13 protein-coding genes are annotated in these 12,890 nt (G+C 65.7%); 7 read left to right on the top strand and 6 right to left on the bottom strand.

Going from position 1 to position 12,890, the window contains the following annotated elements; all coding sequences use genetic code 11:
* The first annotated feature begins 31 nt into the window (after positions 1-31).
* The gene (locus ACT89O_RS16305; RefSeq protein WP_487260587.1) at positions 32-2,266 is read left to right on the top strand and encodes a sensor domain-containing protein; all 2,235 of its coding nucleotides are present in this window, start codon (positions 32-34) and stop codon (positions 2,264-2,266) included.
* A gap of 305 nt (positions 2,267-2,571) precedes the next feature.
* On the opposite strand, the gene ACT89O_RS16310 is transcribed toward ACT89O_RS16305, so the two are convergent.
* Positions 2,572-3,024, bottom strand: coding sequence for a CBS domain-containing protein (locus ACT89O_RS16310; RefSeq protein ID WP_121505952.1), 453 nt, complete (start codon positions 3,022-3,024; stop codon positions 2,572-2,574).
* A 147-nt stretch (positions 3,025-3,171) separates the two neighbouring features.
* Between ACT89O_RS16310 and ACT89O_RS16315 the strand changes: the two genes are divergently transcribed.
* Both ACT89O_RS16315 and ACT89O_RS16320 read left to right on the top strand, forming a co-directional pair.
* The gene (locus ACT89O_RS16315) at positions 3,172-4,482 is read left to right on the top strand and encodes an O-acetylhomoserine aminocarboxypropyltransferase (RefSeq protein WP_487260588.1); all 1,311 of its coding nucleotides are present in this window, start codon (positions 3,172-3,174) and stop codon (positions 4,480-4,482) included.
* A gap of 2 nt (positions 4,483-4,484) precedes the next feature.
* Complete coding sequence (locus ACT89O_RS16320) at positions 4,485-5,303, top strand: alpha/beta fold hydrolase (RefSeq protein ID WP_487260589.1); 819 nt, start codon at positions 4,485-4,487, stop codon at positions 5,301-5,303.
* Between the two features lie 30 nt (positions 5,304-5,333).
* On the opposite strand, the gene ACT89O_RS16325 is transcribed toward ACT89O_RS16320, so the two are convergent.
* On the bottom strand, positions 5,334-6,581 hold the full coding sequence (locus ACT89O_RS16325) for a DUF418 domain-containing protein (protein WP_487260590.1): 1,248 nt from the start codon (positions 6,579-6,581) through the stop codon (positions 5,334-5,336).
* Positions 6,582-6,704: 123 nt separating this feature from the next.
* Between ACT89O_RS16325 and ACT89O_RS16330 the strand changes: the two genes are divergently transcribed.
* Positions 6,705-7,040 (top strand): Mpo1-like protein, encoded by a 336-nt coding sequence (locus tag ACT89O_RS16330; protein ID WP_010457794.1) that lies wholly within the window; start codon positions 6,705-6,707, stop codon positions 7,038-7,040.
* 96 nt (positions 7,041-7,136) lie between these two features.
* Here ACT89O_RS16330 and ACT89O_RS16335 read toward each other — a convergent pair whose 3' ends face one another.
* Positions 7,137-8,432, bottom strand: a complete 1,296-nt coding sequence (locus ACT89O_RS16335) for a YihY family inner membrane protein (protein WP_487260591.1) — start codon at positions 8,430-8,432, stop codon at positions 7,137-7,139.
* A 21-nt stretch (positions 8,433-8,453) separates the two neighbouring features.
* Here ACT89O_RS16335 and ACT89O_RS16340 point away from each other — a divergent pair, with 21 nt between their 5' ends.
* From ACT89O_RS16340 to ACT89O_RS16350, 3 genes are read left to right on the top strand one after another with little or no spacing between them, the layout of a single operon-like run.
* Complete coding sequence (locus ACT89O_RS16340) at positions 8,454-8,876, top strand: DUF2069 domain-containing protein (protein WP_176886420.1); 423 nt, start codon at positions 8,454-8,456, stop codon at positions 8,874-8,876.
* A 46-nt stretch (positions 8,877-8,922) separates the two neighbouring features.
* Positions 8,923-10,338 (top strand): FAD-binding oxidoreductase, encoded by a 1,416-nt coding sequence (locus ACT89O_RS16345; protein WP_487260592.1) that lies wholly within the window; start codon positions 8,923-8,925, stop codon positions 10,336-10,338.
* Between the two features lie 19 nt (positions 10,339-10,357).
* Complete coding sequence (locus ACT89O_RS16350) at positions 10,358-10,825, top strand: N-acetyltransferase family protein (RefSeq protein ID WP_487260593.1); 468 nt, start codon at positions 10,358-10,360, stop codon at positions 10,823-10,825.
* A gap of 185 nt (positions 10,826-11,010) precedes the next feature.
* Here ACT89O_RS16350 and ACT89O_RS16355 read toward each other — a convergent pair whose 3' ends face one another.
* The 3 genes from ACT89O_RS16355 to ACT89O_RS16365 all read right to left on the bottom strand — a co-directional run bounded on the left by ACT89O_RS16355 (position 11,011) and on the right by ACT89O_RS16365 (position 12,881).
* Positions 11,011-11,499: a GNAT family N-acetyltransferase gene (locus ACT89O_RS16355; protein WP_487260594.1), complete on the bottom strand. Its 489-nt coding sequence runs from the start codon at positions 11,497-11,499 to the stop codon at positions 11,011-11,013.
* The gene (locus tag ACT89O_RS16360; RefSeq protein ID WP_055402739.1) at positions 11,496-11,771 is read right to left on the bottom strand and encodes a hypothetical protein; all 276 of its coding nucleotides are present in this window, start codon (positions 11,769-11,771) and stop codon (positions 11,496-11,498) included. Before ACT89O_RS16360 ends, ACT89O_RS16355 begins: the two co-directional genes overlap by 4 nt.
* A 75-nt stretch (positions 11,772-11,846) precedes the next feature.
* Positions 11,847-12,881 carry a PfkB family carbohydrate kinase gene (locus tag ACT89O_RS16365; protein ID WP_487260595.1) on the bottom strand — a complete coding sequence of 345 codons (1,035 nt, stop codon included), beginning with the start codon at positions 12,879-12,881 and terminating at the stop codon, positions 11,847-11,849.
* Between the last annotated feature and the right edge of the window lie 9 nt (positions 12,882-12,890).

Below are 12,890 nucleotides of genomic sequence, written 5' to 3' on the forward strand. Positions count from 1 at the left end.
CTAGCATCCATGGACGATCTTTGGGACATCCATGCCCGTTTCAGCCCCGCACACTTCCGGCCCTCCTCCCCACCACGGCATCCTGCCGCCAGCCCCTTTGGCCGATGCCCCGTTGCGCAGGGCACTGGATGCCAGCGACAACGCCATCGTGATGAGCAACAGCACCCGGCACGTGGTGTATGTGAATGAAGGATTCACCCGCCTGTTTGGGTTCAGCCCTGCGGAGGTGCTGGGCAAATACCTTAGCGACGTGCTGCTGGGCCCACACTCCGACCCCGGGCTGCTGAGTGAAATCCGTGATGGCATCGACCAGCAAGGGGGCTTTCATATAGAGACGCTGCTGTACAGCAAGGCTGGCCAGCCACGCTGGGTGTCGATGATGATCAATGCCTCGAACGAGGCCTCCGGCGGACCGGGTGGCAGCATCACGGTGCTGACCGACATCACACTCACCAAGATGCACGAGGTGCTGCAAAAGCGCGTGCTGGAGGGCATGGTCAACGAATTGCCGCTCGCCGACCTGATGGCTCTGGTGTGCCGCGAAGTCGAACGCATCGCCCCCGAAGTCACGGCCTCCATCCTGTCCGTGGACGAGCTGGGCCTGCTGCACCCGCTGGCAGCGCCCGGGCTGCCCCCCGCCATCTGCCAGGCGCTGGACGGGGTTCCCATCGGCCCTTGTGTCGGTTCGTGTGGCACTGCGGCCTTCCGGCGGGCGCCTGTTGTGGTCACCGACATCACCACCGACCCCTTGTGGGCCGACTACCGCACCCTGTTTGAGCCCAGCGGCATGCGAGCCTGCTGGTCCAGCCCGATCTGTGACCACGCAGGCAAGGTGATTGGCACCTTTGCCTTTTATTTTCGGGAGCCGCGCGCGCCCGACGCGCTGCACCATCGGCTGGTGGACGTGTGCCTGCACTTGTGTGCGCTGGCCATTGAACGCAACGCCACACGCCAGCGCATTCACCAGCTCGCCTTTTTTGATGAACTCACGGGCCTGCCCAACCGCGCCATGTTCCGCAGCAGTGCGGAGCGTGCGCTGGCCAGCCTGCGGCAGGAAGACCACCCTGGTGCGGTGCTCTTCATCGACCTGGACCGCTTTAAGCAGGTCAATGACACCCTGGGCCATGCCGCAGGCGACGCGCTGTTGTGCGAAGTGGCCAAGCGACTCACGCAGTGCCTGCGCGCGCGCGATCTGATCGGCCGGCTGGCGGGTGATGAATTCGTGCTGCTGTTGTCCGAGTGCAGCACCGGGCAAGTCGTGCAGATGGCCCAGAGCATCCTGCAAGAGATGGCCCGCCCCATGGACCTCCACGGGCAAGCCCATGTCTGCCACGCCAGCATTGGCATTGCGATGTTTCCGGACGATGGCGATGCGATCGACACGCTGCTGCGCCACGCTGACCAAGCCATGGTCCAGGCCAAAAGCGACCACCGGCACAGCCTGCAATTGTTCAGCGCCGAAATGAACCGCCGCGCACAGGAGCGCGCCGCCCTGGAACGCGCCTTGCGCCAGGCGCTGGCCGACCGCAGCCTGAGCCTGCACTACCAACCCCAGGTGCTCAGCAGTGCGCCTGGCACCCTGCACGGTGTGGAAGCGCTGGCGCGCTGGCAACATCCCGAATGGGGCATGGTGCCCCCCAGCCGGTTCATCCCAGTGGCCGAAGAGGCCGGCCTCATTCACGAACTGACCTTGTGGCTGCTGGACGAAGCCTGTGCGCAGCTGTCGGCCTGGCGTGCAGCTGGCCACAGCGTGCCCTGCGTGGCCGTGAACCTGTCAGGACGCAGTTTTCACCAGGCAGAGTTTGCGCAGCAGGTCTGCGACGCGCTGGAGCGCCACGGCCTGCGCACCAACGATGTGCTGCTGGAGATCACCGAAAGCGTGATGATGGATGCACGGCCGGTAACGCTGGCCAACATCGAGGCGCTGCACCACAAGGGCTTTAAGCTGTCGCTCGATGACTTTGGCACTGGCTACTCCAGCCTGAGCTACCTGCACCGCCTGCCCATCAGCGAACTCAAGCTGGACATGGCGTTTGTGCAAGACCTCACCACCAGCCCCACCGCACGCGCGCTCACGGTATCGGTGCTCAGCATTGCCCACAGCCTGGGCATGGTGGTGGTGGCCGAAGGGGTGGAAACTACAGGCCAGCAGCAATGGCTACAGGCCCACGGTTGCCCTGTGATGCAGGGCTATCTGTTCGGCAGGCCCATGCCACCAGATGAACTGGAAGCCTGGCTTTGCGCGCCTGCGCGGGGCGTGAGTTGAGAACCTGTTCAAAGTCTTTTTGGAGACCGCATTGGAGTGCAATCGGGATGAGTGGATGCTTCGGATGTGCCGCATGGGCTGGTGCCCATGCAAGCAGTCGGGGCGTCCAGTCGCCCGATTTCACTCCAACCCTTCGGGCAAACGCCTTGCCGGGCGGTCTGCGGCGTTGCGGCGCTTGCCAATAGCACGGGCTATTGGCTGCACCCCGCGCCTTGCATCCCATCCCGGCAAGGAGCTTGTGCGGTTCTAAAAAGACTTTGAACAGGTTCTGAGAGCCGCGCTCGGTGTCGCAGACGTCGCAGCGTTCAGCCGCTGCGGGACTCGTCTTCCGGCCAGTCGCGGATGTAGGCCTTGAGCATCTTGTTCTCGAAGTTCTGGCTATCCACGACGGCCTTGGCCACGTCGTAAAAGCTGATCACGCCCATCAGCATGCGGCGGTCCATCACGGGCATGTAGCGCGCATGGCGGTCCAGCATCATGCGGCGCACTTCGTCCATGTCGGTTTCGAGCGTGCAGGTCAGGGGCGCGTCGTCCATGGCCGAGCGCACCAGCATCGTGCCCACGCTGCCCCCGTTTTTGACCAGGGCCTGGATCACCTCGCGGAAGGTGAGCATGCCCACCAGGTCGCCATGCTCCATCACCACGAGCGAGCCAATGTCGCGCTCGGCCATCAGGCTCACGGCACCCGCCAGCGGCTCGTCCGGCAATGCGGTGTAGAGGGTGTTGCCTTTGACGCGAAGGATGTCGCTGACTTTCATGGTGCAGAGTCTCCGGGGGATCGGGAAGAGTATGTGTGGACCCACAGGCACCAGCACATCCGCTGGGGTTGCCCAGGTGCTGCAGGCCGTTTGTCGGCAAATATAGCCCACAATGCCCGCCTGCATTGACAACATGGGAGACACAAGATGCCCGGTTACTCCGACCCCGGCTTTGACACGCTGGCGCTGCACGCAGGCGCGAGCCCCGACCCCGCCACCGGCGCGCGCGCCACGCCCATCCACCTGACCACGTCGTTCGTCTTCGAGTCGAGCGACCACGCGGCTTCGCTGTTCAACCTGGAGCGCGGCGGCCATGTGTACAGCCGCATCAGCAACCCCACCAACGCGGTGCTGGAACAGCGCGTGGCAGCACTGGAAGGCGGCGTAGGCGCGATTGCCACCGCCAGCGGCCAGGCCGCGCTGCACCTGGCGATTGCCACACTCATGGGCGCGGGCAGCCACATCGTGGCCAGCACGGCGCTGTATGGCGGCTCGCAGAACCTGCTGCACTACACGCTCTCGCGCTTCGGCATTGAGACCACGTTTGTGAAGCCCGGCGACATCGACGGCTGGCGCGCTGCCGTACGCCCCAACACCAAGCTGTTTTTTGGCGAAACCGTGGGCAACCCAGGCCTGGATGTGCTGGACATTCCCACCGTATCCTCCATCGCGCACGAGGCCGGTGTGCCGCTGCTGGTGGACTCCACGCTCACCTCGCCCTGGCTCATCAAGCCCTTCGAGCATGGCGCCGACCTGGTCTACCACTCGGCCACCAAGTTCCTTTCAGGCCATGGCACCGTGGTGGGTGGCATCGTGGTCGACGGCGGCAGCTTCGACTGGGACGGCCCAAAATCCGCCGGCAAGTTTGCCGAGCTGACCCAGCCCTACGACGGCTTTCACAACATGGTGTTCACCGAGGAGAGCACCGTGGGCGCCTTTCTGCTGCGCGCGCGCCGCGAGGGCTTGCGCGACTTTGGCGCCTGCATGAGCCCGCACACGGCCTGGCTCATCCTGCAAGGCATTGAAACCCTGCCGCTGCGCATGGCGCAGCACATGCGCAACACCGAGAAGGTGGTCGAATTTCTGGCCACACAGCCCTTTGTGTCGCGCGTGGGCCACCCCATGCTGGAGTCGCACGGGAGCCACGCCCTCGCGCAAAAGCTGCTGCCGCGTGGCGCGGGCTCGGTGTTCAGCTTTGACCTCAAGGGCAACCGCGAGCAGGGCAAGAAGTTCATCGAAACCCTCAAGGTCTTCAGCCACCTGGCCAATGTGGGCGACTGCCGCAGCTTGGTGATCCACCCGGCCAGCACCACGCATTTCCGCATGAGCGACGAAGCGCTGGCGGGCGCAGGCATCAGCCAGGGCACGATCCGCCTGTCCATCGGCCTCGAAGATGCCGACGACCTCATTGACGACCTGAAACGCGCGCTCAAAGCCGCAGAAAAGGCGGGGGCCTGACCATGCACATCCAAGTCAACGGCGCCGCCATCTACTGCTACACCGGCGGCAAGGCATTTGATGCCGCCAAACCGACCGTGGTGTTCATCCATGGCGTGCTCAACGACCACAGCGTGTGGGCCCTGCAAAGCCGCTACATGGCCAACCACGGCTGGAACGTGCTGGCCATCGACCTGCCGGGCCACTGCCGCAGCAGTGGTGAGGCGCCCGCCACGGTGGAGCAAGGCGCGGACTTCATCGGTGCGCTACTGGATGCTGCGGGCGCGCAGCGCGCAGCGCTGGTGGGCCACAGCTGGGGTTCACTCATTGCCATGGATGCGGCCGCGCGCCTGAAGGACCGCATCAGTCACCTGGTGCTGGTGGGCACGGCGTTCCCGATGAAGGTCTCGCCCGCACTCATCGAAGCGTCACAGACCGACCCCGAGAAGGCGATGCGCATGGTCAACGTGTTCTCGCGCAGCACCTTGTCTGCGCCCCCATCGGCCCTGGGCCCTGGCACCTGGGTGTTTGGCGCAGGCATGGCGCTGGGGCGCAAGGTGCTGCGCAGCAATACGGCGGTCAACGTGTTCCACCGGGGGTTTGTGGCCTGCGACAGCTACACCGGCGGCGAAGCCGCCATGGCGCAGCTCACCTGCCCGGTGCTGTTTGCGCTAGGCAGCCAGGACCAGATGACACCGCCCAGAGCCGCGCAGGGCCTGGTGAATGCGGCACGCGCAGCAGGCAAATCCGTGTCGATGGCCAACCTGCCGGTGGGCCACAACCAGATGACCGAGGCGCCGGAAGAAACGCTGTTCGCGCTGCGCGACTTTCTGGCCCGCTGAGCAGCGCTCCGCACGCGTCCCGGCCTGCAGTCAGGCCGGGACGCGCCGCCATGCGGGCCACTGCCACTGCGTGAAAGCACGCAGCAGCCATTCCACCGGACCATAGGCATGCGTGGCCATCCAGCGGTGGCTCCACGCCAGCTGGCTGGCGTACAGCACCAGCACGCCCAGCACCACCCATCCCGGCGACACCTGGCCCACCAGCGCCAGGCCGTAGGCCGTAAAGACCAGCGCCCCCACCAGCGACTGCAGCAGGTAGTTCGTCAGTGCCATGCGCCCCGCTGGTTGCAGCGCAGCGCCCAGCCGGCGGCCGGCAGGGCCGCGCTGCAGCAACCACAGCAGCAGCGCGACATAGCCGAAAGTGAGAAACGGTGCGGTGGCCAAATCCACTGCCAGTGCAGCCAGACCCACATGCTCGGGCGAGTGAGCGCTGCCGCCTCCCTGCGTAGAGGCATAGAACAACGCACCCGCCACACCGACCGGCAGGCAGCACACCATCCAGCGGCGCAGTCGCGCGGGGTGCTGCGCCACAGTGGCAAGATAGCCGGTGCGGTGCGCCGCCAGCCCCAACAGGAACATGGCCAGCGCACACGGGCCCTGCACGAACACCAGCACAAACCACACGCCCTCGGCCATGTCCCGCCCGCGCTGCGCAATGGCCTCCAGGGCACTGGCGCGATACGCTTGCGCGGCTTGCTGCGCCTTGGCGTGCAGCTCTGCCAGGGGCAAGTCCATCGGCGGCACCTGCGCCACCAGCCAGGCCAACAGGCCCCAGCCAGCGGCAGTGGCCCCCAGCAGCACCAGTGCCAGCACCACTGCCGTGCCCGGACGCACGTCCCGCCATGCGAGCAGCAGCACACCCAGCAGCGCATAGGTAACCAGGATGTCACCCGCAAACAGCAGCCACGCGTGCGCCACCCCCAGCAATGCGAGCCCCAGCAAGCGCCGCAAAAAACGCGGTACAAAAACGCTGCCAGTGCGCCGGGCAGCGTCCATCTGCAGCGCAAAACTATAGCCAAACAGCATCGAGAACAGCAGATAGAACTTGGTCTCGAAGAAGAAGCTCACCAGCCAGCGCACGGCGTGGTCCACCGGCCGCGAGAAGGCTGGGTCAGACACTCCCACGCCAAAGTAGGTGGAGGCAAAGCTGCCCGCATTGACCATGAGGATGCCCAGCAGCGCAAAGCCGCGCAGCGCGTCGATGGCGTGTTCGCGGCCCACTGACGGGGCACTGCCAGGTGGGGTGGTGGTGGATTCAATGGAAGTCATCATGGCCATAGTGGCAGAACCTGTTCAAGGACAGCCCGCAACAACCCCTGTCCATCACGGCACAGCATTTTTTGGGGCCTGGGCGTATAAAGCGATTGGCACCGGGGCAGTCCCGCCCACAAGGAGACAACGATGGACATCAGTGCACCCCACACCCCCACCGACCCGCGCACCTTCAAGCGCTTTGCCGACTTCTACCCTTTCTACCTGAGCGAGCACAGCAACCGCATCTGCCGCCGGCTGCATTTCGTGGGCTCCACGCTCACCCTGGTCTGCATGGCCATGCTGCTGGCCACGGGCAAGCCGCAGTACCTGCTGTACGGGCTGCTGTGCGGCTACGGCTTTGCCTGGGTGGGTCACTTCGGCTTTGAGAAGAACAAGCCCGCCAGCTTCAAGCGGCCGCTCTACAGCTTCATGGGCGACTGGGTGATGTACAAGGACATCTGGACGGGGAAGGTGCCGTTCTGAAGCGGTGATTCGCCACAGCTGCCACGGCGATAAATTCAAGTAAAAACAGGCCCTAGCGCTTATCCAACAAGCGCAAGCAGCTATATTTTCGATAGCTTACACCGACCCTGCCCGCAGCGCGCCCTGGGCGGGGTCAGCACCAGCACCTGGCTGCAGCACATCCTCCAGCAGCAACCCGTCCAGCCGGGCCTGTGACCACAGCGGCTGCAGGCTCTCGGCGCGCTCCAGCAGCAGGCGCTGCACCAGCGGCGCCAGGGGTGTCGCACCCGGGTTGGCCAGCAGCACAAAGCGCGGCTCGGGCACGTCCGCAGCGTCCACCGCCGCATCGTTGACCTGGCCCACCCAGTCCAGCGCGGTCAGCGCCTCCAGCACCGGGGCCAGCTGCAGCACGTCCACCCGCAGCAACTGGGCGAGCTGGCCGGGGCGCAGGCCTTTGAGGGGCTGGTGGCGCACGCGGTGCAGCTGCTGCAGCACCTCCACTGCCAGTTGAAACGTCCAGCCCGCCACGGTGCCGCGCCGCGCCACACCTGCCAGCAAGCTGGGCAGGTAGGCCGTAACCACCGCGCCCAGCAGCACGATGACCCAGGCCACATAGATCCACACCAGCAAAATGGGCAGCGTGGCGAATGCACCGTACACCACCGAATACGTTGGCACCTTGCCGAGGTACAGCGCCAGCACCTTCTTGGCCAGCTCGATGCACACGGCCACGAACAGCCCTCCCGTCCAGGCGTGCCGCCACTTCACCGGCGTGTTGGGTACATAGTGGTACAGCGACGCCATGCCCCCCGCCAGCACCACAAACTGGATCGAATCGAACAGCAGCTGCACACCATCGGGCAGGCGCTTGACCAGCCCGCCCGAGGCCGACATCACATACGACGTGAGCGCCAGGCTCGCCCCCATGAGCAGCGGGCCGAGTGTGATGGCGGCCCAGTAGATCAGCACCCGCTGGCCCAGCGGCCGCAGCCGCTGCACGCGCCAGATGTCGTTGAGGGTGCGGTCGATGGTGAGGATCAGCGCCAGCGCCGTGGCCAACAAAATGCTGAAACCCGCCACCCCCAGGCTGCTGGCCTTGGCCGCAAACTGCGTGAGGTAGCCCAGCACCTGGCGCGAGATGCTGTCGGGCACCAGGCTGTTCACCAGCCAGCCCTGCAGCGCATCCTGCAGCTTGCCGAAGATGGGGAAGGCCGTGAACACTGCCAGCGCCACGGTGAAGAAGGGCACCAGCGCCAGGATGGTGGTGAAGGTCAGGCTGCTGGCCGTGAGCCCCAGATGGTCCTCACGAAATCGCTCACGCAGCGTCTGGGCCGTGGTTTTCCAGGGGAAGTGCGACAGCTCGGTCACCAGCGCCTCCGCGCGCTGGGCCACTGCCTGTAAGGACAAGGACATGGCCGATATGATGCCACCCCAATGACTGCATCACCTTCTGCCCCGCCCGCCCTCCCCGTTCCCGCCGACAGCGCTGTGGAATCCACGCGCTGGCTGGCCACCGGCAGCCTGCTGGCGCTGATTGTTCTGTGCCTGGCCTGGGAGCTGGTGCTGGCCCCGTTGCGTCCCGGTGGCTCATGGCTCGCACTCAAGGCGCTTCCGCTGTGCATCCCGCTGGCGGGCATTCTCAAGAACCGCATGTACACCTACCGCTGGGTCAGCCTGGTGATCTGGCTGTATTTCACCGAAGGCGTGGTGCGCGGCTGGAGCGACAAGCCCCCGTCGCAGTGGCTGGCCTGGGCCGAGGTGGCCCTGTGCCTCGTGTTGTTCACCGCCTGCACGCTGCATGTGCGGCTGCGCCAGCGCAATGCCAAGGCGGCTGCAGCCGCCTCTGCTGCATCCTGATGCTGGCCTCCTCTTTTCATCGCCTTGAAGAAGAAACTCCTTGACCATGACCACTCTGCTTGACACCCTGCGCGCTATCGTCGGCCCCGCCCATGTGATCACCGAAGGCGACCTCTCTGCCTGGGAGCAGGACTGGCGCCGTCGCGTGCGCGGCAAGGCCCTGGCCGTGGTGCGTCCCGCCAGCACGCAGGAAGTGGCGGCAGTGGTCAAGGCCTGCGCAGCAGCAGGCACCGCCATCGTGCCCCAGGGCGGCAACACTGGCCTGGCCGTGGGCTCCACGCCCGATGACTCGGGCACGCAGATCGTGCTGAGCCTCACCCGCATGAACGCGGTGCGCAGCGTGGACACCGACAACCTCACCATGACGGTGGAAGCTGGCTGCATCCTGCAGAACCTGCAGGATGTGGCGCAGAACGCGGGCGTGCTGTTCCCACTGAGCCTCGCGGCCGAGGGCAGCTGCACCATTGGCGGCAATCTGGGCACCAACGCAGGCGGTACACAGGTGGTGCGCTATGGCAATGCACGCGACCTGTGCCTGGGCCTCGAAGTGGTCACCGCCCAGGGCGAGGTGTGGGACGGCCTCAAGGGCCTGCGCAAGGACAACACGGGCTACGACCTGCGCGACCTGTTCATCGGTAGCGAAGGCACGCTGGGCATCATCACCGCCGCGACGATGAAGCTCTACCCCCAGCCCGCCGCCAACCTCACGGCCTGGGCCGCCGTGCCGTCGATGGAACATGCCGTGGCCTTGCTGGGCCTGGCGCACAAGCAGCTGGGTGCGGGCCTCACGGGCTTTGAGGTGATGGGCCAGTTTGCGCTGAGCCTGGTGGGCAAACACATGCCGCAGCTGCGCGTGCCCTTCCTGGGCGACGACAACGCGCCCTGGTGCGTGCTGCTCGAAAACTCCGACAGCGAATCCGAAGAACACGCGCGTGCACGGTTTGAGTCGCTGCTGGAGACCGCGTTTGAAATGGGCTGCGTGACCGACGCCGTGGTGGCAGAGAACCTCACGCAGGCCCACCAGCTCTGGCACATCCGCGAGAGCATTCCGCTCGCGCAGGCAGAAGAGGGCCTGAACATCAAGCACGACATCTCGGTGCAGATCTCGCGCATCCCCGCCTTCGTGGCCCACACCGACGCGGTGCTGCAGCGCGAGATCCCCGGCGTGCGCCTGGTCAATTTCGGCCACCTGGGCGATGGCAATCTGCACTACAACGTGCAGGCGCCAGCCGAGGGCGACCCCAAGGCCTTTCTGCGCGAGCACGAAGCCCATGTGAACCATCTCGTCTATGAGGCCGTGGCCGAGTTCGGCGGCTCATTCTCGGCCGAGCACGGCATTGGCGAACTCAAGGCCGACAAGTTGGAGAAGTACCAGTCGCCTGTGGCCATGGGCATGATGCGCGCCATCAAGCAGGCGCTGGACCCGCAGGGAATCATGAACCCGGGGCGGGTGCTCCAATAAATCCACTGGAGGTCACCCCATGACCGCTGCGGTTACCGTACGCCCCGTTCAGCCCGAAGACTATGCCGCATGGCGCCCGCTCTGGGACGGCTACAACGCGTTTTACGGCCGCTTTGGCGCCACCGCGCTGCCCGAACACATCAACGCAACCACTTGGCAGCGCTTGCTAGACCCGGCAGAGCCCGTCTTCTGCCTCGTGGCGCACGACGCTGCGGCCGGCAAGATCTTCGGGCTTGCGCACTACCTTTTTCACCGCAGCACAACACGCATCGATCCCATCTGCTACCTGAGCGACCTGTACACCTACGAAGCCGCGCGGGGCCGGGGCGTGGGGCGTGCGCTCATCGACGCCGTGTACAGCGCAGCGCGGGCAGCCAAGGCATCGCGCGTGTATTGGCAAACCTACGAAACCAATACCACCGCGCGACTGCTGTACGACAAGATGGCCAAGCACCATGGGTCCATCGTCTACTCGCAGGAACTCTGATCAACGCCTGCCGGCCACGCCGAGATTTACTATGAAAACAATAGCTGATTGCGCTTACACATCAAGCGCCAGGGCCATTTTTTATTAACATTCTCGCTTCCAACAACTGCCATAACCCTGATGGACAGGGCACTCGGCGAGGTCGTGGCTCTGGGCGTCGCGTTCCACGCGGCCCAGAGCCCCCTTCAGAACACCTTGCGCATCGGCTGTGCCTGCAGCCCTGCCCAGGACTGCACTGCACCTGCGGGTTCATAGCCATTGCGACGGTAAAAAGCCTCCGCCGTTCGCGTGCTCTCCAGCCCCAGTGCCGCCAGCCGCGACTGTCGCGCGTGAGCCTCGGCCTCACGCAGTAGGGCGTGGCCTACGCCCTGGTGCAAGGCCTCTGGCACCACATAGCACAACGCCAACGTGGCCCTCGCCAGCAGCGCAAAGCCCACCATCATTCCGCCCCGGTATGCGCCCCACACCGCAGCGCCCGGCGCGGACATCCACGCAGCAAGGTTCTCGGGCGTCTTGTTGGCCAGCCAGGCCGTCAGGATAGCGGGGTCATTGGCATGGTCGAGCACGCAGCAGTGGGTGATGGACCGACGGATGACCGTGCAGGCGGCTTCTGCCGCCTCGGGGCCCACCGGGATGATCTGTGTGCCCTGAGGCACCGCGCTAACCGCAATCACGCCGAAACCAGCCCTGCAAGCGCGACTGCCAGCACAGCGAGCACCCCATAGAACAACAAGCCCACGAATATCAGGCCATTGGTCGTCACCACACGTTGTCCTTCATGCCGGAACGACAGTGCGCCCGCTGCACTCCAGGTCCGCGCTTCGTTGCTGCCCCAGCGCTCAGAGCGCCAGCGGCCCAGGCCGACCACCCGCACCACCTGAGCACCCGTGAAGACGATCAGCACTTCAACCACTGACCACAGCATCGCAACCAGAAACTCCGTCATCGGCATCCTCCGCAAATCTGCGACAGGAAATGATAGACGGACAGCCTTGACGAGGGCGATACCCTTCCTCGGACGTCAGCGCGGGTCTTGGGCTGCCGGATTCTGCTGGCCCCAAGCGCGGGCGGCCTCCCAGCCCGGTGGCACGCAGCCTTGCTCCATCACGCACAAACTGGCGCTGGCCAGCGCATGGCGCAGCGCCTGCTGGCAGGCATCGGCCGCCAGCGTTTCGACAAACCGCACAAAGCTCGCACCACCCGCGGCCTGCGCCTGCCGCAGCAAATGCGCCAGCAGCCCTGCCAGAAAGCTGTCGCCCGCGCCCACGGTGTCCACCACTGGCAGCGGCTGGGCCTCTTTGGCAAAACACTGCACGCCGTTGCGGTGCAGCAGCCAGGCGCCTTCCGCGCCCAGCGTGAGCGCCAGCAGGTGGGCCTGCGGGTTGGCAGCCAGCAGGTGCTGTGCGCGGGCCAGGGCATCCACACCAGGCACGGCCAGATGCTCCAGGTCTTCGTCGCTGGCCTTGATGATGTGGGCGTGGGCCAGCGCGGCGTGCACCGCGGTGCGGTAGGCGGCCAGGTCGGGCATGACGGAGGGGCGCAGATTGGCATCGACCACCACACAGCGGCCTGCGGTGCGCTGAGCGGCCAGCCACGGCAGGTAGATGGCAGTGTCACGCGCGTCGAGCGCCAGCGCGCCGGTGCACACCAACTGCAGCGCGGGCAGCACGGCGCAGCTATCGCCCAGACCTGCGGCGGACACGGCGCGGTCGGCCACGCCTTCGCGGTAGAAGGCGTAGTCGGGGTGGCCATGTGCGTCGAGGTTCACCACGGCCAGTGATGTGACCTGCTGCACAGGCTCGGTCTGGGCCAGCACCACGCCGTCAGCCACCAGTTGCGCAGCCAGTTCACGCCCAAAACGGTCGCGCGACAGGGGGTTGAGGTACTGGGTGCCCACACCCTGTCGCGCCAGCGCGCGGCACAGGTTGTAGAGCGCGCCGCCCAGGCACGGCAGGTAGCTGCCATCGGGGCGGCGGATCAGGTCGATGAGGGCCTCGCCGGCAATGGCGGCGTGGATGGGCGCTGTGCCGTTGGAAATCGTGGATGCGGAAGTCATGGACGTTTG

Source organism: Acidovorax sp. NN32 (genome assembly GCF_057597245.1).